27 protein-coding genes are annotated in these 22,813 nt (G+C 62.0%); 16 read left to right on the forward strand and 11 right to left on the reverse strand.

Translation table 11 applies throughout. The features are described 5' to 3' along the window. The first annotated feature begins 52 nt into the window (after window positions 1-52). Entirely contained in the window at window positions 53-1,009 is a 957-nt protein-coding gene (locus tag AC07R0_RS09655; protein ID WP_495104634.1) for an alpha/beta hydrolase, read from the forward strand. Here AC07R0_RS09655 and ygfZ read toward each other — a convergent pair. Beyond that, window positions 992-1,909 (reverse strand): CAF17-like 4Fe-4S cluster assembly/insertion protein YgfZ, encoded by a 918-nt coding sequence (gene ygfZ, locus AC07R0_RS09660; protein WP_495104635.1) that lies wholly within the window; start codon window positions 1,907-1,909, stop codon window positions 992-994. The two genes, AC07R0_RS09655 and ygfZ, sit on opposite strands and share 18 nt — an antisense overlap. A 50-nt stretch (window positions 1,910-1,959) precedes the next feature. Between ygfZ and mltG the strand changes: the two genes are divergently transcribed. The 6 genes from mltG to AC07R0_RS09690 all read left to right on the forward strand — a co-directional run bounded on the left by mltG (window position 1,960) and on the right by AC07R0_RS09690 (window position 6,639). Continuing rightward, on the forward strand, window positions 1,960-2,943 hold the full coding sequence (gene mltG, locus AC07R0_RS09665) for an endolytic transglycosylase MltG (RefSeq protein WP_495096690.1): 984 nt from the start codon (window positions 1,960-1,962) through the stop codon (window positions 2,941-2,943). A gap of 160 nt (window positions 2,944-3,103) precedes the next feature. Then, a complete protein-coding gene (tmk, locus tag AC07R0_RS09670) occupies window positions 3,104-3,757 on the forward strand; it encodes a dTMP kinase (protein WP_495104636.1) in 654 nt (217 codons plus the stop codon). Then, window positions 3,754-4,755 (forward strand): DNA polymerase III delta subunit-related protein, encoded by a 1,002-nt coding sequence (locus AC07R0_RS09675; RefSeq protein WP_495104637.1) that lies wholly within the window; start codon window positions 3,754-3,756, stop codon window positions 4,753-4,755. The genes tmk and AC07R0_RS09675 overlap by 4 nt, the downstream gene beginning before the upstream one ends. A gap of 21 nt (window positions 4,756-4,776) precedes the next feature. Next, entirely contained in the window at window positions 4,777-5,136 is a 360-nt protein-coding gene (locus AC07R0_RS09680; protein WP_495096687.1) for a PilZ domain-containing protein, read from the forward strand. Between the two features lie 52 nt (window positions 5,137-5,188). Then, window positions 5,189-5,983, forward strand: coding sequence for a TatD family hydrolase (locus AC07R0_RS09685; RefSeq protein ID WP_495104638.1), 795 nt, complete (start codon window positions 5,189-5,191; stop codon window positions 5,981-5,983). Further along, window positions 5,980-6,639, forward strand: coding sequence for an ankyrin repeat domain-containing protein (locus AC07R0_RS09690; protein ID WP_495104639.1), 660 nt, complete (start codon window positions 5,980-5,982; stop codon window positions 6,637-6,639). Before AC07R0_RS09685 ends, AC07R0_RS09690 begins: the two co-directional genes overlap by 4 nt. An 11-nt stretch (window positions 6,640-6,650) precedes the next feature. Here the strand turns inward: AC07R0_RS09690 and AC07R0_RS09695 are convergent, their stop codons facing one another. The 8 genes from AC07R0_RS09695 to smpB form a co-directional block, all read right to left on the reverse strand. After that, a complete protein-coding gene (locus tag AC07R0_RS09695; protein ID WP_495104640.1) occupies window positions 6,651-6,953 on the reverse strand; it encodes a copper-binding protein in 303 nt (100 codons plus the stop codon). Between the two features lie 29 nt (window positions 6,954-6,982). Further along, a complete protein-coding gene (locus AC07R0_RS09700; protein WP_495104641.1) occupies window positions 6,983-7,477 on the reverse strand; it encodes a cupredoxin domain-containing protein in 495 nt (164 codons plus the stop codon). A 95-nt stretch (window positions 7,478-7,572) separates the two neighbouring features. Next, window positions 7,573-8,946: a multicopper oxidase family protein gene (locus tag AC07R0_RS09705; RefSeq protein ID WP_495104642.1), complete on the reverse strand. Its 1,374-nt coding sequence runs from the start codon at window positions 8,944-8,946 to the stop codon at window positions 7,573-7,575. 1 nt (window position 8,947) lies between these two features. Next, complete coding sequence (locus AC07R0_RS09710; RefSeq protein ID WP_495104643.1) at window positions 8,948-10,369, reverse strand: TolC family protein; 1,422 nt, start codon at window positions 10,367-10,369, stop codon at window positions 8,948-8,950. A gap of 4 nt (window positions 10,370-10,373) precedes the next feature. Beyond that, window positions 10,374-10,640, reverse strand: coding sequence for a hypothetical protein (locus AC07R0_RS09715; RefSeq protein ID WP_495096680.1), 267 nt, complete (start codon window positions 10,638-10,640; stop codon window positions 10,374-10,376). Between the two features lie 103 nt (window positions 10,641-10,743). Continuing rightward, window positions 10,744-11,139: a hypothetical protein gene (locus tag AC07R0_RS09720; RefSeq protein ID WP_495096679.1), complete on the reverse strand. Its 396-nt coding sequence runs from the start codon at window positions 11,137-11,139 to the stop codon at window positions 10,744-10,746. Between the two features lie 48 nt (window positions 11,140-11,187). Next, a complete protein-coding gene (locus tag AC07R0_RS09725) occupies window positions 11,188-12,717 on the reverse strand; it encodes a methyl-accepting chemotaxis protein (RefSeq protein WP_495104644.1) in 1,530 nt (509 codons plus the stop codon). Between the two features lie 115 nt (window positions 12,718-12,832). Then, window positions 12,833-13,306, reverse strand: a complete 474-nt coding sequence (gene smpB, locus AC07R0_RS09730) for an SsrA-binding protein SmpB (protein ID WP_490594157.1) — start codon at window positions 13,304-13,306, stop codon at window positions 12,833-12,835. A 60-nt stretch (window positions 13,307-13,366) separates the two neighbouring features. Here smpB and AC07R0_RS09735 point away from each other — a divergent pair, with 60 nt between their 5' ends. Together AC07R0_RS09735 and AC07R0_RS09740 are read left to right on the forward strand one after the other, a co-directional pair. Continuing rightward, a complete protein-coding gene (locus AC07R0_RS09735) occupies window positions 13,367-13,807 on the forward strand; it encodes a type II toxin-antitoxin system RatA family toxin (RefSeq protein ID WP_495096677.1) in 441 nt (146 codons plus the stop codon). Further along, the gene (locus AC07R0_RS09740; protein WP_495104645.1) at window positions 13,804-14,139 is read left to right on the forward strand and encodes an RnfH family protein; all 336 of its coding nucleotides are present in this window, start codon (window positions 13,804-13,806) and stop codon (window positions 14,137-14,139) included. The genes AC07R0_RS09735 and AC07R0_RS09740 overlap by 4 nt, the downstream gene beginning before the upstream one ends. Before the next feature lie 15 nt (window positions 14,140-14,154). On the opposite strand, the gene AC07R0_RS09745 is transcribed toward AC07R0_RS09740, so the two are convergent. Then, window positions 14,155-14,640 (reverse strand): DUF4124 domain-containing protein, encoded by a 486-nt coding sequence (locus AC07R0_RS09745; protein ID WP_495104646.1) that lies wholly within the window; start codon window positions 14,638-14,640, stop codon window positions 14,155-14,157. Window positions 14,641-14,770: 130 nt separating this feature from the next. Here AC07R0_RS09745 and guaB point away from each other — a divergent pair, with 130 nt between their 5' ends. The 5 genes from guaB to AC07R0_RS09770 all read left to right on the forward strand — a co-directional run bounded on the left by guaB (window position 14,771) and on the right by AC07R0_RS09770 (window position 20,358). Further along, window positions 14,771-16,240: an IMP dehydrogenase gene (gene guaB / locus AC07R0_RS09750; RefSeq protein WP_495096674.1), complete on the forward strand. Its 1,470-nt coding sequence runs from the start codon at window positions 14,771-14,773 to the stop codon at window positions 16,238-16,240. Window positions 16,241-16,312: 72 nt separating this feature from the next. Continuing rightward, window positions 16,313-17,929, forward strand: a complete 1,617-nt coding sequence (guaA, locus tag AC07R0_RS09755; protein ID WP_495104647.1) for a glutamine-hydrolyzing GMP synthase — start codon at window positions 16,313-16,315, stop codon at window positions 17,927-17,929. A 23-nt stretch (window positions 17,930-17,952) separates the two neighbouring features. Then, window positions 17,953-18,147, forward strand: coding sequence for a hypothetical protein (locus AC07R0_RS09760; protein ID WP_495104648.1), 195 nt, complete (start codon window positions 17,953-17,955; stop codon window positions 18,145-18,147). Window positions 18,148-18,207: 60 nt separating this feature from the next. Beyond that, window positions 18,208-19,329, forward strand: a complete 1,122-nt coding sequence (gene tadA / locus AC07R0_RS09765; protein ID WP_495104649.1) for a tRNA adenosine(34) deaminase TadA — start codon at window positions 18,208-18,210, stop codon at window positions 19,327-19,329. Window positions 19,330-19,353: 24 nt separating this feature from the next. Continuing rightward, window positions 19,354-20,358, forward strand: a complete 1,005-nt coding sequence (locus AC07R0_RS09770) for an LD-carboxypeptidase (protein WP_495104650.1) — start codon at window positions 19,354-19,356, stop codon at window positions 20,356-20,358. Window positions 20,359-20,365: 7 nt separating this feature from the next. On the opposite strand, the gene AC07R0_RS09775 is transcribed toward AC07R0_RS09770, so the two are convergent. Continuing rightward, on the reverse strand, window positions 20,366-20,707 hold the full coding sequence (locus AC07R0_RS09775; protein ID WP_495104651.1) for a hypothetical protein: 342 nt from the start codon (window positions 20,705-20,707) through the stop codon (window positions 20,366-20,368). Between the two features lie 239 nt (window positions 20,708-20,946). Here AC07R0_RS09775 and AC07R0_RS09780 point away from each other — a divergent pair, with 239 nt between their 5' ends. Next, a complete protein-coding gene (locus AC07R0_RS09780; protein WP_495104652.1) occupies window positions 20,947-21,876 on the forward strand; it encodes an adenylate/guanylate cyclase domain-containing protein in 930 nt (309 codons plus the stop codon). A 121-nt stretch (window positions 21,877-21,997) separates the two neighbouring features. After that, window positions 21,998-22,693: a flagellar brake protein gene (locus tag AC07R0_RS09785; protein ID WP_495104653.1), complete on the forward strand. Its 696-nt coding sequence runs from the start codon at window positions 21,998-22,000 to the stop codon at window positions 22,691-22,693. Window positions 22,694-22,813: the final 120 nt, after the last annotated feature.

Below are 22,813 nucleotides of genomic sequence, written 5' to 3' on the forward strand. Positions count from 1 at the left end.
TTTGCTAGCTGCTTACGCATGATTTACCTGCGCTAGAGCAGGTTTCAACTCCATGTCTATTGATTCCCACCTGACCGCGCAAATGCGTTCCGTGTTGAGCCGCATGGCCCGCGCCCGGCGCCCGGCCTTGCATAGCCTGACTCCGGAGCAGGCCCGCGCGGCTTATGCCCTGGGGGCGGGCGTGCTGGAAATTCCTTCGCCCGCCCTGGCCCGGGTGCAAGACCTGCAGATTCCGGCGCGCGACGGGCATGCGTTGCAGGCCAGGCTGGTAGCGCCGTCGTTCGAGCCGCTGCCGGTGCTGCTGTACCTGCACGGCGGTGGCTTTACCGTGGGCAGCGTGGCCACGCACGACATTCTGTGCCGCGAACTCAGCCGCTTGAGTGACTGCGCCGTGGTCTCGCTGGACTATCGGTTGGCGCCAGAGCACCGCTTTCCCACCGCGGTGCACGACACCTGGGACGCGCTGGCTTGGCTGGCTGCCGAGTCCCACAGCCTGGGCCTGCAGCCCGGCAAGATGGCCGTAGCCGGGGACAGCGCGGGCGGCACGCTGGCTGCCGTGGCCGCCATCCAGGCGCGCGACGCCGGCCTGCCGCTGGCGCTGCAAATGCTGTTCTACCCGGGCACGACCTCGCATGGCGATACCGCGTCGCATGCCCGCTTTGCCAGCGGCCTGGTGTTGGAGCGTGAACACATCGATTTCTTCTTCGGCCAGTACCTGCGCAGCCCGGCGGACCGTGAGGACTGGCGCTTTGCGCCACTGCAGGCACAGGATGTGGAAGGTGTGGCTCCGGCCTGGTTCGGCCTGGCTGAATGCGATCCGCTGGTGGATGAGGGCCTGCAGTACGCTGACAAGCTGCGCCTGGCGGGTACGCCGGTAGACCTGGAGATCTACCGTGGCGTGACCCATGAATTCATCAAAATGGGCCGCGCCATCCCCGAGGCGCGCCAAGCCCATGCTGACGCGGCCAGGGCCCTGCGTGGCGCATTCGGACTAGATATCGGCGAGTAGTTCGTAGGGCAGGGGCAGCAGGCTCAGCGCGGCGCCATCCGCTGCGCCCACATGCAGGCTGCCGTCCTGCATGGCGGCCAGCTGCAGGGACACAATCGCATCCCAGCCGCCCTCAGGCGCCGCAGCCGCTTGCACCACCACGCCGCAGGGCTGCTCGGCATCGCTGGAGTGGAAGATTTCCTGCCCTGGCAGCATGCTCACGTCCGCATGGCCTATGGCCGCACGGCGTTTCAACGTGCCACGGAATTGGCTGCGTGCCACCACTTCCTGGCCGGGGTAGCAACCTTTTTTGAAGTTCACGCCGCCGACCGATTCGTAATTCAGCATCTGCGGCACCAGGGCTTCAAAAATCGGTTGCGACACCGTGGCCACGCCGCTGCGCACCTCGCTCCACAGCCACAGCTCGGGGCTGAGCGAAGGACCAGTGGGCGGCGGGGTTTGCGCGGGTGCGATCCACAGCGCGCGTGCCTGTCCATCCGCCGGGTACAGGGCGATGGTGGTGGCATCACCAGCGTTGGCCAGGGTCCAGGCGGGCTGGGCCGGGGCAATGTCGCCACCCACCAAGCCGTACAGCGCGAAGTCGGCCGTGGCGTCGGTCAGCTTGGCTTTGGCCCGCATGACAAACATGCTCAGGCGCTTCAGCGTGGGGGCCAGCAGGTCGCGGTGGCAAATCAGCAGTATCTCGGTCGGGCTGCGCTTGAAGCCGATGAAGCTGGCCTGCATGCGGCCTTTGGCGTTGCAGAACGCGGCCAGGCGGGCCTGGTCCTGGCCCAGCAGGGCAAAGTCCTGGGTCAGCTGGCCGTGCAGAAACTTGGCTGCGTCAGCACCTTCGGCGCGTATCACGCCCAGGTGATGGAGGGGGGCAATCCCGTGGAGTGCGGCGTTGAGTGCGATGGTCATGGGCTGAATTATCATCAATGGCTATTTGTCCGGTTTCACAAAGGTCTACTGTGCGTCGCCTGTTTTTGAGTTTGTTGCTGATCGTGGGCGTATGCGCGGCAGCTGCCGGATGGTGGCTGTACCAGCCCTTGTCCCTGTCCAGCGCTACGCTGGATCTGTCCATCGAGCCCGGCACCAGTCCACGCGGCGTAGCCCAGGCTGCGGTCGATGCGGGCGTGCAAACCCCTGCCGTGCTGCTCTTTACCTGGTTCCGCGTGTCGGGTCAGGCCCGCCAGATCAAGGCCGGTAGCTATGAAATCACCAGCGGCACCACGCCCCTGGAGCTGCTGTCCAAGCTGGTACGCGGCGACGAAGCCATGCGCGCCGTCACCCTGGTAGAGGGCTGGAACTTTCGCCAGGTGCGAACGGCCTTGTCCCGGGCCGACCAGCTCAAGCCCGATAGCGCTGCCCTGAGCGACGAGGCCGTAATGGCTGCACTCGACCGGCCCGGCGTGGCACCCGAGGGCCGGTTCTTTCCCGATACCTATACCTATTCCAAGGGCAGCAGCGATCTGGCTGTGCTGAAACGTGCGCTACATGCCATGGACAAAAAGCTGGAAGCCGCCTGGGCCCAGCGCCAACCCTCAACCCAGGCGCATACGCCGGACGAGGCCCTGATCCTGGCCAGCATCGTCGAGAAAGAAACCGGCCAGCCGGGCGACCGCCCCATGGTGTCCGGCGTATTCAACAACCGGCTACGCATAGGCATGCCGCTGCAGACCGACCCCTCTGTCATCTATGGACTGGGAGCCGGGTTTGACGGCAATTTGCGCAAACGCGACCTGCAGACAGACGGCCCCTACAACACCTATCTGCGCGCGGGCTTGCCACCCACGCCCATCGCCATGCCGGGCAAGCAGGCTCTGCTGGCGGCAGTGCAGCCGGCCCCCACGGCAGCTTTGTACTTTGTGGCACGGGGCGACGGCAGCAGCCAGTTCAGCGCCACGCTGGAAGAGCACAATCGCGCCGTGAACAAATACATCAGACAAAAATGATGCTCACCCCCAGGCTACGCACTTCGTGTCTTCGCCCACCCCCTTGCAGGGGGCGATACCAGCGGCCCGGCAAAGCCGGCTCCGCGGTATCTCTGGAAGCAGGCGGTAAGAGCTGGCATGTGTTTTATAGAAGGCTCTGGATGTCAGGGGTAATTGGTTAATGAAAGCAGGAATTTTCATCAGCATCGAAGGCATAGACGGTGCGGGCAAATCCAGCCATATCGAGGCTCTGGCCGCAGCTTTCCGGGCGCAGGGTAGGGCGGTCACGCTGACGCGCGAGCCTGGCGGTACGCCCTTGGCCGAAAAGCTGCGCGCCATGGTCTTGAACGACAGCATGGACCCGCTGACCGAAGCCCTGCTGGTCTTCGCCGCGCGGCGCGACCATCTGCAGCAGGTGATAGAACCGGCGCTGGCGCGTGGCGACGTGCTGGTCTGCGACCGCTTTACCGACGCCACCTTTGCCTACCAGGGCGGTGGGCGCGGCTTTCGGCTTGATGTGCTATCACAATTAGAGCGCTTCGTGCAGACAGTATCTGCGCCAGAGGCAGATTTCATTCGCAATCCTGATCTGACCTTGTGGTTTGAGTTGGCACCCGAAATCGCCGCCGAGCGGCTGGCCGGTGCCCGCGTGCCCGACCGTTTCGAGTCCCTGCCCACCGAATTCTTCCGCCGCGTGTCCGACGGTTATGCGCGCCGCGCCGAGGACTCACCCGCCCGCTTCGCGCGTATCGATGCGGCGCTGCCACGTGAGGCCGTTTGGCAACAGGTGCATGCGGTGCTGGTGCAACGCGGCTACCTGGAGGCCCTGGCATGAGTGAAGCCCTGGTACCCCCATGGGTGGCGCAGCAGCGCAGTGCCTTGCTGGCCCAACGTGGCCACGCCTGGCTGCTGCAAGGGCCGTCCGGCCTGGGCCAGTACCGGCTGGCGCTGGAACTGGTGCGCGCCTGGCTGTGCGACACGCCGGGTGCACAGGGCGCTTGCGGACAATGCGCCAGCTGCCACGCCATCGATGTGCATGGCCATGCCGACCTGTGCCTGCTGATGCCCGAGGCCATGATGCTGGAATTGGGCTGGCCGCTGAGCGAAAAGGCCCAGTCCGAGATCGACAACAAGTCGCGCAAACCCAGCAAGGAAATCCGCGTCGATGCCATGCGCGACGCGGTGGAGTTCTCGCAGCGCACCAGCGCCCGTGGTCGCGGCAAGGCCGTGCTGGTCTATCCGGCCGAGCGCATGAACCACATCACCGCCAATGCGCTGCTCAAAACCCTGGAAGAACCGCCGGGTGACGTGAAGTTCGTGCTGGCCACGGGCGCCGCCCACCAGCTGCTGCCCACCATCCGCAGCCGATGCATGGGCCACAACATGGTCTGGCCCGAGACGGTCGAGTCCACAACCTGGCTACAGGCCCAGGGCGTACCCGCGGCCGACGCGCCTGTGCTGCTGGCCGCCGCCGGCGGCCGCCCCGAAGATGCGCTGCAATGGGCCCAGGCTGGCCGTACAGCACAGAGCTGGTCGGCCCTGCCGCGCGCTGTGGCCCAGGGTGTGCTGACCATGTTTGCCGACTGGGGCCCGGCCCAGGTGGTGGACGCACTGCAAAAGCTTTGCCACGACCTGCTGCTGGTGCGCGTAGGTGCTGCGCCGCGCTTTTTTGCCGCCAAGGATCTGCCATCGGCACCGTCCGGCAAGCTGCTGACCCAGTGGGCCAAGGACCTGAACGCCACCGCCCGCGTGGTGGAGCACCCGTTCAATGCGGGGCTGCTGCTGGAGTCTTTGGTAGGCCGGGCCCAAAACGTCCTAAACTCGCGTCTTTAACGCTATCCATGGTGCTTGCCAATGAGCAGTAACAACGCCTCGCCCCGTCCCAGCGTCATCCAGCTTGCCATCAAGGAAAAGGGTGCGCTGTATGCCGCCTTCATCCCGATGTTCACCCAGGGCGGGCTGTTCGTGCCGACCACGCGGGAATACCAGCTGGGCGACGATGTGTACGTGCTGTTGTCCCTGCCCGATGACCCGCAGCGCCACCCCATCGCCGGGCGCGTGGCCTGGGTTACACCACCGCGCGCAGCCGGCAACCGTACCCAGGGCGTGGGCATTCAGTTCCCCAAGGACGAAAAAGCCCGCTTGCTCAAGCTCAAGATCGAAGAGATCCTGGGTGCCCACCTGGGCTCGGATCGGCCTACGCAGACCATCTAAGCCCCGCCGTTCCACCGCCTTCACCGCAACCACCGCCCCTCTGGCGGTCGCCATGTTTACCGATTCCCATTGTCACCTCAGCATGCCCGACCTGGTCGCGCAGCTCCCCGCCATCCGTACTGCCATGGCTGCCGCGCGCGTAGACCGCGCCCTGTGCATCTGCACCACGCTGGAAGAATTTCCCGACGTGCATGCCCTGGCCACCGGCTATGACAACTTTTGGTCCACCGTCGGCGTGCATCCTGACAACGACGATGTGCAGGAGCCCACGCTGGACGATCTGCTGCAGCGCGCTGCGCTGCCGCGGGTGGTCGCCATAGGCGAGACCGGGCTGGACTACTACCGCCTGGGTGAGCGCACCGTAGCCGATATGGAATGGCAGCGTGAGCGCTTCCGCACCCATATCCGCGCCGCACGCCAGACCGCCAAGCCGCTGGTGATCCACACCCGCAGCGCCTCGGATGACACCCTGGCCATCCTGCGGGAAGAGGGTGAAGACGGCTCGGCCGGTGCGGCTGGCGGCGTGTTCCACTGCTTTACCGAGACGGACATGGTGGCCCGCGCTGCGCTGGACCTAGGCTTCTACATTTCCTTCTCGGGCATCCTGACCTTCAAGACGGCGCAGGACATACGCGATGTGGCGGCCCTGGTGCCCATGGACCGCATCCTGATCGAGACCGACAGCCCGTATCTGGCACCCGTGCCCTTCCGTGGCAAGACCAACAACCCCTCGTACGTGCCTTATGTGGCGCAGCAGATCGCGCAGATCAAGAACATCCCGGTGGAAGAAGTAGCGCAAGCTACCAGCGCCAATTTTGACCGACTGTTCAGCGGAGTTTTGGCATGATGCAATACTTTAAGAAGCTGGCCTATCTATTTGTTTTGATAGGGTTTAGTGTTGCAAACGCGGGCTCTTTTGAAGACTTTTTCGCCGCCATCAAGCGTGACAATGCCGGTGACGTGCGGGCGCTGCTGCAGCGCGGATTTGATGGCAATACCAGCAACGAGCAAGGCCTGTCCGGCCTGTTCCTGGCCATCAAGAGCGAGTCTTACAAGGCGGCTGACGCTTTGCTGGATTGGCCCCAGATCGCAGCCGAAACCCGCAACCCCAAGGACGAAAGCGCGCTGATGATCGCCGCGCTGGCCGGCGAGCTGGACCTGTGCAAGAAGCTGATCGACAAGGGAGCGGACGTCAACAAGGTCGGCTGGGCGCCCTTGCACTACGCCGCCACGCGCGGCCAGGTGGCCGTGATGCGCCTGCTGCTGGACAACGATGCCTATATCGACGCCGCGTCACCCAACGGCACGACGCCGCTGATGATGGCCGCGCGCTACGGTAGCACCGATGCCGTGCGCCTGCTGCTGGACGAGGGTGCCGACCCATTGCTGAAGAACCAGCAACAGCTCAGCGCCATCGATTTCGCCCAGTTGGGCGTCCGCCCGGACGCGGTGGCCGCGATCTCGGCCGCCGTGCGGGCGAAACAGCCCAAAGGGGCCTGGTAAGACTCTTCAGATCAGGGCGCTACACGCTCAATCGACACCACCGTCAGCGCGCCGTTCACGTCCTCGGCGGTGAATTGCACGCGGTCGCCGGCCTTCACCTTGTCCAGCAAGGCTGGATCCTTCACCTTGAACACCATGCTCATGCCCGGCATGTCGAGATTTTTGATTTCGCCATGTTTCAGCGTGATCTTCTGGGCGGACAGGTCCACCTTGCGGACTTCGCCATCCACCAGGGGCAGGGCGGCCTGGGCCAGCACGCCAGCACTGAAGACGGCGGATGCGAGAGCGGTAAAGAGTCGGGAAGTGTTGCGCATGGAAATTCCTTTCAGGTTTGATGTGGTGGTTATTGGGCAGCGACGGTGATTTTTCCGGTCATGCCGGCCTGGTAATGGCCGGCGATCAGGCAGGCGAAGTCGAAGCTGCCAGCCCGGTTGAAGGTCCAGACCAGGGTGCCGGTTTGGCCCGCGCCCACATGGGCCATATAGGGCTCGTCATGTTCCATGGTGGGAAACTTGGCCATCATTGCGGCGTGTGCGTCCAGGTCCTTCTTGGTACCGATGACGATTTCATGCTGCATGGCGCCGCTGTTCTGGATGACGAACTTCACCGTGTCACCTTTTTTCACGCTGATCTGGTTGGGCTCGAAACGCATGGCATCGGTCATGCTGAGCGTGACGGTGCGCGTCACGGCCTGGGCATCGCCGGCAATACCCCAGGCTTTTTGTTCTTTCTTCATTGCAGCCATTTGGCTGTTATGGGCTTCGTCGCCGTGGGCCCAACTGGTCGTGCAAGACAGGGCGATGAGGGCGGCGATCAGGCTTGGGTAGGGTGTGCGCATAGGTTTTTTCAGTGCTGGGTGGTTTAAGGAAAATAGGGCTCTGGCGCAGGTAGTACCTGCGGGAGTAGCTATGGTTTTAATAGTAAACATGGGACTCAATGGTTTTCATGGCCGCTGCCGGGCTTGCGGACCTGCATGGCATCGCCGGGCGGTATCGGGGCAGGGCGCGTCGGCTCGGCCAGGGCGCCGGTCCATTCGAATGCCTGGCTGGCGCGGGGCTGGGTATACCAGCCGGGGTCGGCGTAGCTGCCCGGCTTTTGGTCTTTACGCACCTTCAGCGTGGTGAACATGCCGCCCATTTCCAGCGGACCGTAGGGGCCGGTGCCGGTCATCATGGGCAGGGTCTGGTCGGGGATGGGCATTTGCATCTCGCCCATGTCGGCCATGCCGCGCTCGCCCATCAGCATGTAGTCGGGCACCAGCTTCTGGATCTTTTGCACCAGGCCCCGGTGGTCCACGCCGATCATATTGGGCACGCTATGGCCCATGGGGTTCATGGTGTGGTGGCTTTTGTGGCAATGCAGGGCCCAGTCGCCTTCCTCGTCGGCCACGAATTCCAGCTGGCGCATCTGGCCCACGGCGATGTCGGTCGTTACCTCGGGCCAACGGGCGCTGACTGGCACCGGGCCACCATCGGTGCCGGTGACCATGAACTCGTGGCCGTGCAGATGAATGGGGTGGTTGGTCATGGTCAGGTTGCCCACGCGGATGCGAACCTTGTCGCCCAGGCGCACGTTCAGGCTGTCTATGCCGGGGAAGGCGCGGCTGTTCCAGGTCCACAGGTTCTGGTCCAGCATGGTGTTGGGCCGGGGTGTGGTGCTGCCGGGGGCGATGTCGTAGGCGTTCAGCAGAAAGCAGAAGTCGCGCTGCACGCTGCTGATCAGCGGGTGGCTGGCCTTGGGGTGAGTGACCCAGAAGCCCATCATGCCCATGGCCATCTGCACCATTTCATCCGCATGCGGGTGGTACATGAAGGTGCCGGGCCGGCGCGCCATAAATTCGTAGACAAAGGTTTTGCCGACCGGTATCTGCGGCTGGGTCAGTCCGCCCACGCCATCCATGCCATTGGGTAGGCGCTGGCCGTGCCAGTGGATGGTGGTGTGTTCGGGCAGGCGGTTGGTGACGAAGATGCGTACCTTGTCACCTTCCACCACCTCAATGGTGGGGCCGGGCGACTGGCCGTTGTAGCCCCATAGCGTGGCGTTCATGCCGGGGGCGATTTCACGCACCACCGGCTCGGCCACCAGGTGGAATTCCTTCACTCCTGCGTTCATGCGCCAGGGGCAGGTCCAGCCATTCAGGGTGACCACCGGGTTGTAGGGTTGGCCGGTGCTGGGCTGCAGCGGCGGCGCGGTAACGGGCGTGGTGGCGATCACCGGCTCGGGCAGCGCGGCCAAAGCAACCCGGCTGACGCTGGCAGCCGCCACGGCAGAGAAGGCCGTGCCACCAAAAAAAGTTCTACGGTCCATATCAATGTCCTTGCGATGTGAGGGCCTCGGCGCTGGCGCCGGAGGCAGAAGACGCTAACGCGCCAGGCGAGGTGCCGCTGAGGGTGGTCTGCAGATCGGCCTCGGCCAGCCAGAAGTCGCGCTGGGCTTCCAGGGCGTTGTTGACGGCCAGAACCTGCTGGCGGGTATCGGCCAACAGCTCCCACACGCTGGCCAGCATGCCGCTGTAGCGCAGCACCAGCTCTTCATGGATCAGCTGACGCAGCGGCACCACTTGGTCGCGGTAGTGCACGGCCAGGTCGTAGGTGCTGCGGTAGCCAAAGTAGGCTTCGCGCGCCTCCGAGCGGGCCTGCACCGCTACCTGGCGCACCCGTGCCGTGGACTGCCGGTACACGGCCTGGGCCCGGGCGTTGCGCGCACCGCCCCAGTCGAACAAGGGCAAGGGCAGTTCCAGCTCCCAGCCGCGCTTGGCGGTTTTCTCGCCGCTGGTGTTGTTGAAGCTGGTGTTACGGGTGGCCGTCAGGGTCAGGCCATCCAGATAGCCTTCGACCCGTTGGAAACCGGCTTGCTGCGCGACAAAGTCCGACTCGGCAACGGCGGAGCGCACATCCAGGCGCTCGCGCAGCGCGCGGGCCTCAATGTCGTCCATCTCGGTCGCAGCTTTCGGGAGGTCGGGCAGGCGCTCGGGCAGGCTAAAGCTGGCTTGCGCCCCCCACAGGCCGAGCAGGCGGGTGAGCTTTTCACGTTCGCTGAAGGCCTTTTGCTCGGCACGGGCCAGTTGGGCCGTGGCATCGGACAGGAAGACCTGTTCGCGGGCCTGCTCCAGGCGGCTCCAGTTGCCGGTGCGGGCCATGCGCCGGGCCAGTTCGGCACCGGCTTCGGCTGCCTCTTTGACATCGTGCAGATAGCGGGCACTTTGCTGAGCGGCCACGGCGTTGATCCAAGCCTTGCGGGTGTCGGCCGCAAGGCGCACAACGTCCTGCGCGGCCTGTAGCTTGGCCAGTTCGTGTTGCTGGCCCTGCCACTGGGCGCGCCAGGGCAGGGTTAGCAGGCCCAGCACATTGAAGCTCAGCATGCGCTCGATTTCGCGGCTATCGCCCTCTGTGAAGCGGCCAATGGCGAAGTGCGGGTTGGGCAGACGCCCCATCTGTACCCGGTCGGCATCGCTCACGCCCAGCGTGGCCAGCGACTCTTGCAGCCTGGGGTTATTGAGCAGGGCGATGCGCACCGCTGCTTCGGCCTGCAATGGCTGCGCCAGCAGCTCGGCGACGGCAGTATTTGATGCCTGCGGGTCCTGGCTGAGTAGCACGGGCGCGCCAGCGGTCTTACCCTGGGCCAGCTTTTGCACGTCAGCCAAGCCACCATCGGGTGAGAGCGAGGCGCAGCCGGCCAGGGTCAGCAGGGCCAGGGCCGTGCTGATAGGTTTGAGCTTAGCGATTCGCATACGGCTACCGCTTGGATGCATTGGGCTGCGTGGTCGGGCGCTGGGCCTGCTCCCACTTCAAGACATCCGCATGGCCCCGGCGGAACTGGCCGACCTGGGCGTTGGCCTCCTTCCAGTCGCTGGCCTGCATTTCCATGCCGGCAGGGGTACTGGCAAAGACCGAGCGGTAGGCCACGGGCGGCACGGTAATACTGGGGTCAGCCGCCGATGGCAGCTGGGCAAAGACGGGCGTGCACAACAGCGTGCCCGCCACGAAAGACATTTTTTTCACAGAATTCTCCTGAACAACACGAGCGAGGTGGCCGGCAGGCCACCGTTATCCGCCCCGCACAGGCGCCATCAGGCGCAGTACAGACGGACTACGGCTAGGGAGTTCAGGAAATGGGTGGTTTCAGCGCTAGTGCGGCGGCGGCGCTGGCGTACGGCGTGCCGCCCGCATGGGGTCGCACATGGGGTGTCCACGCCAGCGCCGAGACTGGTATGGACGCCACCGTTGCCACGGAGTGGCAGACCTGGCACAGGCTGCAGCTGCCATCGCCGCAGTGGGGCGCCGCATCGGGTTCGGGCTGGCTGGAATGGCCGGCGCAATCCATGTGTTCGGCTGGCATATCCTCATCAAAAACAGCGCTGGCGCTGGTAATAGCTGCGCCAGTAGCTATATTTTGCATAGCGGCTGGGTGGGGCTTCAGCATTTCCAAAGCCATGGCATCACCCACCCAGGCGCGCAAGGGCAGCGAGACGATGAGCAGAAACCAAAGCCAATAACGCATGCCCTGAATGATACGGCGCGCGCGCTGAAGTTCCCCCATTGCCTCAGATCAGGCTAGTTTGAACACAGCCACGGCTTGCACCAGGCCGTCAGCCTGGATCTTGAGCCCGCTGGCGGCGGCGGCCATTTCTTCGACCAGGGCCGCGTTCTGCTGGGTGGCTTGGTCCATTTGGGTGACGGCTTCACCGACCTGTGACACGCCGGCCGACTGTTCGTTGCTGGCCCGGCTGATTTCGCCCATGATGTCGGTGACCTTGCGAATGGCGCCCACCACTTCGGTCATGGTGCTACCGGCCTGGTCTACCAGGCTGGTGCCCCGGGCTACCCGCTCCACACTGTCGTTGATGAGAAACTTGATCTCCTTGGCCGCGTTGGCGCTGCGTCCGGCCAGGCTGCGCACCTCGCTGGCCACCACGGCAAAGCCGCGCCCCTGTTCGCCCGCGCGGGCGGCTTCCACGGCAGCATTCAAGGCCAGGATATTGGTCTGGAAGGCAATGCTGTCGATCACGCTGATGATGTCGGAAATCTTGGTCGAGCTGTCGTGTATGCCCTTCATGGTTTCCACCACCTGGCCTACTACCTGACCGCCTTGCACGGCCACGGTGGATGCGTTCTGGGCCAACTGGTTGGCTTGCTGGGCGTTGCTGGCGTTCTGTTTGACGGTGGAGCCCAGTTCCTCCATGGACGCGGCGGTTTGTTCCAGCGCGCTGACCTGGTTTTCTGTGCGCGCGCTTAGGTCGTGATTGCCCTGGGAGATTTCTGCGCTGGCCGTGGCCACACTTTCGGCATTGCTTTTAACGCTGTGCACGATGCCCGCAAAATTGGCTTGCATGTGCGCCATGGACTTGAGCAGCTGTATGGTTTCTTCGTTGCCTGCAGGCTGCACCGTGACCGACAAATCCCCTTGCGAAAGCTGGTCGGCGATGTGCATGGCGTGGGCCATGGGTTGCGCCAGGTATTTGGCCAGCCAGAGCGCCGCCACCACCAGCACGGCGCTGGCCAGGGCCAGGGCCAGACCAATTTGCACCAAGGACTGGTTGGCCTGGTCCTGCGCTTCCTGGTTCATGTCGTGGCCACTTTTCTCGATGGCGTCGGACTGTTCGGCCATCTGCTTTTCCAGGTCGGCAAAGGCTTTCTGGAAGGCCGGCACGGCGGCTTGTGCGGCTGCCAGGTCGGTGGATGCCTGGCCCAGCACCACGGCGGCAGAGTCGGTGTAGCTCTTCACCATCGGCAGGGTCTTATCGACGACAGTCTTGACCTCGGGCGATATGGGTAGACCTTGCAGCGTTTTCAGCGCATCGTTAAATATTTTGGCGTGCTCGGACAAACCTTTTTTGGCTTCTTCAATCTGGCCTTCGTCCTTGCTGGTCGCTCCCAGCAGGGCCAACAGCACATCGCCGCGCACGGCGTCGTGCATCATGTCCGCCTCCTGGCTGCTTTGCAGTGCAACCCCCATGCCGATGGAGCTGTTGATGGCCGTGGTCAGACGTTTGGCATTGAGCAAACCGATGCCTCCCACCAGTCCGGCCATGAGAACACCGACCAAGCCCAGAGAAAGAATTTGGTTGCGCAATTTCATGGTGAGCCTTCGTTACAGAGTGCCAGGCCCATGCTAACGAACATCCTGGGCAGAAGCCAGCGGCTTTTACCAGGGGGTAGACGGCGATAGCGGCGATAGCGCCGCCCGCACGCGCCTAGCGCTGGCGCGACTTCATGGCGCGCTCCACCTCGCGCTTGCCTTCGCGGTCCTTGATGGTGTCGCGCTTGTCATGCTCGGCCTTGCCCTTGGCCAGCGCGATTTCGCATTTGATCTTGCCGCCTTTCCAGTGCAGGTTTAGCGGCACCAGCGTGTAGCCCTTTTGTTCGGTCTTGACGATCAGCTTCTTGATCTGCTCTTTGTGCAGCAGCAGCTTTTTTGTGCGCACCTTGTCCGGGCTGATGTGGGTGGAGGCCGAATTCAAGGGGTGGATCTGGCAGCCGATGATGAACAGCTCGCCATTGCGCACCACGACATAGCCGTCGGTCAGTTGCACCTTGCCTTCACGCAGCGACTTGACCTCCCACCCCTCAAGTACCAGCCCGCATTCAATGCGCTCCTCAAAGAAGTAGTTGAAAGCGGCCTTTTTATTGTCGGCAATGCGGGTGTTGGTATCGGGTTTTTTGGCCATGGGGTACAAGTCGGAAAGCGTGCGGTGCAGGTTTTACAATTCCGCGCAGCCTTCCATTCTATGAAAAACGTCCATAAGTCCGTCCTGATCTGGTACAGCGCCGAGGAAATGTTCAAGCTTGTCACCCAAGTTGAGCTGTATCCGCAGTTTTTACCCTGGTGCGACCACGCCTCTGTGCTGGCCCAGGATGAGAACGGCATGACCGCCGAAGTGGGTATTGCTTTCAGCGGCCTGCACCAAAAATTCACCACCCAAAACACCCATGTGCCGGGGCGCCGGGTGGGTATGAAGCTCGTCAAAGGCCCATTCTCCAACCTGGACGGTGACTGGCAATTCACCCCCGTGGGCGACGGCCAGCAACGCGCCTGCCGCGTGGACCTGCAGCTGAACTACGGTTTTGACAGCGTGGCCTTGTCGGCCCTGGTGGGGCCCGTGTTTGATCGCATCGCAGGCAGTCTGGTGGATGCCTTTGTCAAACGCGCCGAGCAGGTGTACGGGTGAACATCAACATCACGCTGGTGTATTCGCCGGCGCCGCGGGAGGTTTTCGAGACCACGCTCTCGCTGCCGCAAGGCTCCAGCCTGGACGATGCCGTGCATGCCAGCGGTGTGCTGAGGCTGTTTCCCGACATTAAGCCCGCCGAGGTCGCGCTAGGTATATGGGGCCGTAAGGCGCAGTTGGAGCAGGTACTGGAAGACGGCGACCGGGTGGAAATTTACCGCCCTCTAACGGCAGACCCCATGGAAGCGCGGCGCACCCGCTTTAAACGCCAGGGCGCGCGTACCACCGGTTTGTTTGCCCAGAAGCGAGCCGGGGCTAAATCGGGCTATTAAGCTAGGTCTACAGCTTTATTTGCAGTCGGCGTTGATTACGTCCTGGATGCGCTGCGATTCGGCATTGCGCGCAGCGTCGTCCAAAATTTCCCGTTCACCTTTTTCATTTACGCGCGCAATGCGTATGCCGGAATCGTATTGGATCTTGGATTGGCGGGCGCGGGTGCAGTTCTCTGCCTTGGCCGCGGCATTTTTATCGGCTTCGGCCTTGCGCTTGGCGGCTTCCGCGTCTTCCGCCTGCTTCTTTTTCTCTTCCAAGGCCTTGTCCACGCCACTGATCTTGGGGGCGGATGCGGCAGAAGCCGGTACCTCCGGCGCTGCGGCCTTGATCTTCAGGGTGCCGCCTGGCTGCTTCAAAATATTTTTGGCGGGAATGTCGGGTGGTGGCGGGCGGTCACTAAAAACCTTGATTCCGGTGTTATCCATCCACTGCCATTGCGCAAAAGCCGCCAACGACAGCCCACATCCCAAAGCGACTACGAGCATTTTGTGCAATTTCATGCCGCTAGTTTAGCGGCCGCATGCCTGCAAGGATATGAATGCTTTGGCCCTACAGCTTCTCCGGGCGCTGCTGTTGCGCAAAGAATACCCCTGTTGCGGGCTAGTACAATACGACTTTTGGAGCTTTGATATGCGCCTGCTAGGAAAAGCGCTCACTTTCGACGATGTGTTGTTGGTGCCAGCGTTCTCCCAAGTCCTGCCCAAGGACACGTCTCTTGCCACCCGTCTATCCCGCAACATTACCCTGAACCTGCCCCTGGTGTCTGCCGCCATGGACACGGTGACTGAAGCCCGCCTGGCTATTGCCATGGCACAAGAGGGCGGCATGGGTATCGTGCACAAAAACTTCACTCCCAAGCAGCAAGCCGCTGAAGTGCTGAAGGTCAAGCGCTACGAGTCCGGTGTGCTGCGTGATCCTGTCATCATCACCCCGAGCCACACCGTGCGCCAGGTGATCGATATGTCGGCACAGCTGGGCATCTCGGGCTTTCCGGTCTGCGATGGCGGCAAGGTGGTCGGCATCGTCACCAGCCGCGATTTGCGTTTTGAAACCCGCTACGACGTGCCAGTCAGCCAGATCATGACGCCACGTGAAAAGCTGGTCACCGTGACGGAAGGCGCCTCCTTGGCCGAAGCCAAGGCATTGCTGAACAAGTCCAAGCTGGAACGCCTGCTGGTGGTCAACGATGCATTCGAGCTCAAGGGCCTGATCACCGTCAAGGACATCACCAAGCAGACCAGCTTCCCCAATGCCGCACGTGATGCCCGAGGCCAGTTGCGCGTAGGCGCTGCGGTTGGCGTGGGTGACGGCACCGAAGAGCGTGTTGAAGCCCTGGTACGTGCCGGCGTGGACGCGATCGTGGTGGACACCGCCCACGGCCACAGCAAGGGCGTGATCGACCGCGTGCGTTGGATCAAGCAAAACTACCCGCAAATCGACGTGATCGGCGGCAACATCGCCACCGGCGCGGCGGCTCTGGCGCTGGCCGAAGCCGGCGCCGATGCAGTCAAGGTTGGCATTGGCCCCGGCAGCATTTGCACCACCCGTATTGTGGCGGGTGTGGGTGTGCCACAAATCATGGCCATCGACAACGTGGCGACCGCCTTGCAAGGCTCCGGCGTGCCGCTGATTGCCGACGGTGGCATCCGCTACAGCGGCGACATCGCCAAAGCCATTGCGGCAGGCGCCAGCACCGTGATGATGGGGGGCATGTTCGCCGGCACCGAAGAGGCTCCGGGTGAGGTAGTGCTATTCCAGGGCCGCAGCTACAAAAGCTACCGTGGCATGGGCAGCATCGGAGCCATGCAGCAGGGCAGTGCCGACCGCTACTTCCAGGAAGTCAGCACCGGCAATCCGAACGCCGACAAGCTGGTACCCGAAGGCATCGAAGGTCGCGTGCCCTACAAGGGCTCCATGGTGTCCATCATTTTCCAAATGGCCGGCGGTATCCGCGCCAGCATGGGATATTGCGGCTGCGCCACTATCGACGACATGAAGAACAAGGCCGAGTTCGTGGAAATCACCTCTGCCGGCATCCGCGAAAGCCATGTCCATGATGTGCAGATCACCAAGGAAGCCCCGAACTACCGTTCGGAATAAGGCATACGGTAAGTAACCCCATCCGGGCAGCCTACGCGCTGCCCGTTTTTGATTTTGACCCCACGTCCGTTCATGTCTACGCACCAAAAAATCCTCATCCTCGACTTCGGTTCGCAAGTCACCCAACTCATCGCCCGCCGTGTACGCGAAGCCCATGTGTTCTGTGAAGTCCATCCCTGCGATGTGACAGACGAGTGGATTCGTAATTACGCCGCGGACGGCAAGCTGAAGGGCATCATCCTGTCCGGCAGCCACGCCAGCGTGACCGAAGAAAGCACCGACCGTGCGCCCCAGGTGGTGTTCGAACTCGGCCTGCCGGTGCTGGGCATCTGCTACGGCATGCAAACCATGGCCCAGCAACTGGGTGGCAAGGTGGAAACCGGCCATACCCGCGAATTTGGCTTTGCCGCCGTGCGCGCCCGCGGCCATACCGCTTTGTTGAAAGACATTGCCGACTTCACCACGCCCGAAGGCGAGGGCATGCTGAACGTCTGGATGAGCCACGGCGACAAGGTGACCGAGCTACCACCCGGCTTCAAGCTAATGGCCAGCACCGACGGCTGCCCGATCGCCGGCATGGCCGACGAAGCCCGTAACTTCTATGCCGTGCAGTTCCACCCTGAAGTCACGCACACCGTGCAAGGCCAGGCGCTGCTGAACCGCTTTGTGCTCGGCATCTGCGCCACCAAGCCCGATTGGGTGATGGGCGACTACATCAGCGAAGCCGTAGCGCACATCCGCGAGCAGGTGGGTGACGAAGAAGTGATCCTGGGTCTGTCCGGTGGCGTCGATTCGTCGGTGGCCGCGGCCCTGATTCACCGTGCCATCGGCGACCAGCTGACCTGCGTGTTCGTGGACCACGGCCTGCTGCGCCTGAACGAAGGCGATATGGTGATGGACATGTTCGTCGGCAAGCTGCACGCCAAGGTCATCCGCGCCGATGCTTCCGACCTGTTCCTGGGCAAGCTGGCTGGTGTGAGCGACCCCGAAGTCAAGCGCAAGATCATCGGCGGCGAGTTCGTCACCGTGTTCAAGCAAGAGGCCGCCAAGCTGAAAGGCGAGGGCGCCAAGGGCGCCAAATGGCTGGCCCAGGGCACAATTTACCCCGACGTGATCGAGTCCGGCGGCGCCAAGAGCAAAAAAGCCGTCACCATCAAGAGCCACCACAACGTTGGCGGCCTGCCGGCCGAGTTGGGTCTCAAGCTGCTGGAGCCGCTGCGAGAGTTGTTCAAGGACGAAGTACGCGAGCTCGGCGTGGCCCTGGGCCTGCCATACAACATGGTGTACCGCCACCCGTTTCCCGGCCCCGGCCTGGGTGTGCGGATTCTGGGCGAAGTCAAGAAGGAATACGCCGACCTGCTGCGCCGTGCCGACGCGATCTTCATCGAAGAGCTGCACAACTTCAAGGACGAAGCTACGGGCAAGACTTGGTATCAGCTGACTAGCCAGGCTTTTACCGTGTTCCTACCGGTGAAGAGCGTGGGCGTGATGGGCGACGGACGTACCTACGACTATGTGGTGGCCCTGCGCGCCGTGCAGACCAGCGACTTCATGACCGCCGATTGGGCCGAGCTGCCCTATGCGTTGCTGAAGAAAGTGTCTGGCCGCATCATCAACGAAGTGCGTGGCATCAACCGCGTGACCTACGACGTATCGAGCAAGCCGCCAGCCACCATCGAGTGGGAATAAGGCGGATCCATCGGGCCTGAACCATGCGCGCCATTTTTAGCCTCCTGGGTTTGCTGCTGGTAGTGCTTGTGCTGGGCCTGCTGGCCAAGAAGCAGCTGACGCCTACGGTGCAAACGCCGCAGGCCGCCGCCTCGGCGCAAAACATGCCTCAGCAGGTCAAACAGGCGGTGGATGCAGCCTTGCAGCAGCCGCGCATGCTGCCCGATGAAAAACCTTGATGTTTTTGGCAGTTGGTGCAGATTTTATCTGCGGCAGTTGCTACTTAATTCATAGCAAACATGGCCTTGAGTGACGCCGATGTAATGCAGCTGGCCCTGGCTGAAGCAGGTCTGGCCGCGGCTGCTGGTGAGGTGCCTGTCGGCGCCGTGGTCGTGAAAGATGGCAAGGTAGTTGCCAGCGGGCGTAATGCGCCCGTGGATAGTCATGACCCCACAGCCCATGCCGAAATCGTCGCCCTGCGTGCAGCAGCCCAGGCGTTGGGCAATTACCGGCTGGACGGCTGCGAGATGTTCGTCACCCTGGAGCCCTGCACCATGTGCAGCGGCGCCATGCTGCACGCGCGACTGCAACGCGTGGTGTTTGGCGCAGCCGACCCTAAGACCGGTGCGGCCGGATCGGTGCTGAACGTATTCGCCCAGCCCCAGTTGAACCACCAGACCCAGCTGCAAGGCGGCGTACTGGCTGAAGAATGCGCCGCACTGCTGCAAGACTTTTTTCAGCAGCGGCGGGCAGCGCAACGCCAGGCGCGCCACGTACTACGTGAAGATGCTTTGCGCACGCCAGAAGCCCAGTTTGCCGGCTTGGCCGATTTTTCATGGGCCACGCATTACATCAGCGATCTGCCTGCGCTTGCGGGCTTGCGCATGGCCTATGTAGACGAGGGCCCGCACGCTGCGGGTCTCAGCTATGTTTGCCTGCACAGCGCCTCCGGTTGGGGGTACCAGTACCGGCAGATGCTACCGCCATTGCTGGCGGCGGGACAGCGCGTGCTGGTGCCTGACCTGGTCGGGTTCGGCCGCAGCGACAAACCCAAGAAAGAGACTTTACATAGTCTGGACTGGCATTGCCGCATCCTGCGGGAATGGGTGCAGCACCTGGCGCTGCACCGCGTAGTGCTGGTTTTACAAGCGGGTGACCCGTTGGGGCAGGCCTTGCTGACAAAGATGCCCGAGGTTTTTCAAGGCTTGTTGGTGTTGCAGCTGGCCTCCGTGCATTTGGCAGACGATGCCCCTTTTCCTGATCCCGGGCATCGTGCAGCTCTGCGTGCATGGGCCCGCTGGGCGGCGGAGCAGGGCGCTCAAGCTGCGCCCGTTACATGGCATGGGCAGACGCTTCAACTGGCTTGCCCGCCGGGACTGCAAGCGGCGCAACAGGCCGCCACCTATTTCACCCCTGCCTGATTGGCCAATGGGATACTCCTGCGCGTGACCAAACATATTTATATTTACTCCCCCTCTGGCGCAGTGCGCGACAAGGCTGCTTTCAAACGCGGCGTAGCCCGCCTCAAATCCCTGGGCCATACGGTGGAAATCGACACCGATGCCCTCAAGAGCCATATGCGCTTTGCTGGCGACGATGCCACCCGCGTTGCTGCCATCCACCGTGCGGCCGCAAGTGGTGCCGACGTTGCGCTGATTTCACGCGGTGGCTACGGACTGACGCGTCTGCTAGGCCAGATCGACTACGCTGCCGTGACCCATGCCATCCACCACGGCACGCAGTTTGTCGGGTTCAGCGATTTCACAGCTTTGCAAAACGCGCTGCTGGCGCAAACCGGTGCCATCACCTGGGCCGGGCCGGCATTGGGCGAAGACTTCGGCACGGCGGAGCTACCGGACGACATCATGGAAGCCTGTTTTGACGACCTGATCGAAGGGCAGGGCGAGGGCACCGGCTGGCGAATGGGCCGCGAAGATGCTCAGCTTGCTATTGATTCAGTAGCTGCCAGCGCAGATTCTGATTGCGCTAGCGGCAGTTTTTATATCAAAGACGCTACGCTGTGGGGTGGGAATCTTTCAGTCCTCGTGTCGCAGATCGGTACGCCGTATTTCCCGGACATCCAAGGCGGCGTGCTGTTTCTGGAGGACGTGGGCGAGCACCCGTATCGCATCGAGCGCATGCTGACCCAGTTGCTGTATAGCGGTGTGTTGGCGCGCCAAAAGGCGGTGGTGCTGGGCCAGTTCACCGGTTTCACCAAGGTGCCGCATGACGGCAGCTTCCGGATGGCTACGGTGTTGTCCTGGCTGCGCAGTCAGCTGAAAGTACCGGTCCTGACCCAGCTGCCATTTGGGCATGTTCCCACCAAGGTCTTGCTACCTGTGGGTGCCAAGGTGGAGCTGGCCGTGGAAGGGCGCGAAGCGCTGATCGTATGGGGGCATTTGCCGTCTGGATGCACGGACCCCAGCCACGACCACACCCATCACCACTGAAAACCGCTTAGCTGCCCAGTGAGCTAGGACGCGCCTTCAGGCTGCGGGGCAACGCGCCTTGGAACAGCCGTGTAACGTGCTCCATCTTGGCGCGTGCATCTATTTCCCCGCTCTGGCTGGCCAAAGTAGCCATCAGGTCCGCGCGCAGGTACCACAAAACCTGCACATCCTTGGCGGTACGTATCTTGCGTTCCAAGTAAGAGGGGTCGGCCACTGCCGTCTCCAGGCAGGACAGCATCGTCGAGCGGATCAACTCCAACTGCTGCTCCTGCCGAGCATCCACCCGGCCAGACTCCGGACGGAGAAAGCTGAACAGGCTGAGCAGCACGGAGTTTTTAGGGGCGGCCATAGGCAAATAAATGGGTATTGCACGAGTAACTGAATCCCGCGTTTATACCAAGACCCAATGGCCCCGTGCAGTCTTTATAGAGCAAACCCTTCATTTGCCAGCTTGGAACATACTTTAAGGCATGTGCTTGCATAACATCAGCCTCCAATACTTGGAAGCCCAGCGGGGGAACCACACTTTGCCCGCATAATTTCACGGCACTATCGTATTTTTTTCGCAACCACTACATCGCTAGCACCATGGGCGTTCAGGCCACCGTCGTATTTGTCGATCTCACCGGAAGTACTGCTTTCTATGAAGCTCTTGGCAATGCCAAAGCGGCACAGACGGTGACACGGTTGACGCAATGGATCGGTGACGTCTGCGTGGCGTACCAGGGTCGCGTGGTGAAAAAGCTGGGCGACGGTGTATTGGCCGTCTTTGTCAATGCAGAAAATGCGGTCCGCGCTGTGACCGACATCCAGCGTGGCCACCAACTCAGGTTGCTGAAATGGCCGGCCGCCATTCGCATGGAAATCAAGGCCGGCATCGCCTACGGCGAAGTGGTGGAGGTGGAAGGTGACTGCTATGGAGACGCGGTCAATGTTGCATCTCGCTTGAGTGATCTTTCGGGTGCCAACCAGGTCTGGATGACTGAAGCCTTGGTCGATGCGTTGGGCGATGATTCTGGCCTGCGCTTTTTGCGCCTGGGGCCGGTGAGCATACGGGGCAGGGCGGAGCCCCTGCCTTTGTACCGACTCGAATGGCAGGACGGTGCCGTGTCTGAGTTCCTGACTATGCAGGCCACGTTGCTGCAAACCGAGCACCCTGTCGAGCGCTCTACCGGGCAAATCCATCTGGCCTATCTGGACCACAGTAGCAGCTTTTCGTCTGCAGCTATGCCCGTACACCTGGGACGAGCCGAAACTGCCGAATTCTTCATCGAGGACCCCCGTGTATCCCGCCTGCACGCCAAGATTGAATGGCGTAAAGGGGCATTTTTTCTTACCGATATGAGCAGCTTCGGCACCTGGGTGCGGTTTGCCGGCAGCGATAACGATGTACCTTTGCGTCGCAATGACTGCGTGCTGCATGCCTCCGGGGAAATTGCACTCGGCGTACCTTTCAATGACTTCAGTACGCCCACGGTTCGCTTCTCGCTGTCACATTCGCATTTCTCGCTTTTTTAGACACCTTGCCGTCTTTCCTGCTCCTTAGGGTATCCGAATGTGAGCGACTAAAATTTGCGCGACGGACACGGCGGCATAGCCGCCAGACTCTTGTCTGCGAGTGGCAGGCCCAGCAATACATATGACCAAGAAGAACACCATTGCATTCGAAGACATGAATCTACAAGTCGGCGTACGACTCCAGATTCTTTTGAACCATAACGACAACGCTGTGGTGCATTACTCAACGCTGATCGGCTTTGTCGCGGGCGAGTACCTGTTACTGACAATTCCGCAAGACAATGGCGCCATGGTTGCCTTGCAAGAAGGCATGGGGGTGGTCATACGGGTCTTTACAGGCGTATCCGTTTTTACCTTTGATAGCCGAATTGAGTCTGTGGTGCTAACGCCTCGCAACTTTATGTTGCTGGCCTTTCCCGCAGCTATCCAAAAAGTGGGTTTACGCAAAGCTGTTCGCGTCAAAGCAAACTTACCCGTGCGTGTGAAAAGCCCGGTAGAGGCTGAAGACGTTACGACAGCTACACTTTCGGATATCAGCCTTTCAGGCGCATTGATCTCCACCAGCAAGTCTCTAGGCATTACTGGCGACGTCATAGCTATTGAGTTTTCGTTGAATGACCAGACCGCAGATCAGTTGGTCACGATAGCAACGACAGCCTCCATCCGCAGTCTGCAGCAATCGGCTGGCAGTACAGCCGATGGAGCCACGTTTCAGACCGTGTATTCCCACGGCATTAACTTCCACGATATTGACGCAGCCAAGCAAGTCGTGCTGCAGAACTTTGTCTACGAGACGTTGTTAGTGCATCGCAGCTGATGGGTGACTGCAGCGACATTGCTCCTGCACCATACGCACTGCACACTCGCGGACCTCGGATGAAAACTTGTTCGACTTCTTCATGGCTCAGTCCTCTACGTGTGCCATTTTTGGACTTTT

It is taken from the genome of Rhodoferax sp. GW821-FHT07F03 (assembly GCF_059418745.1).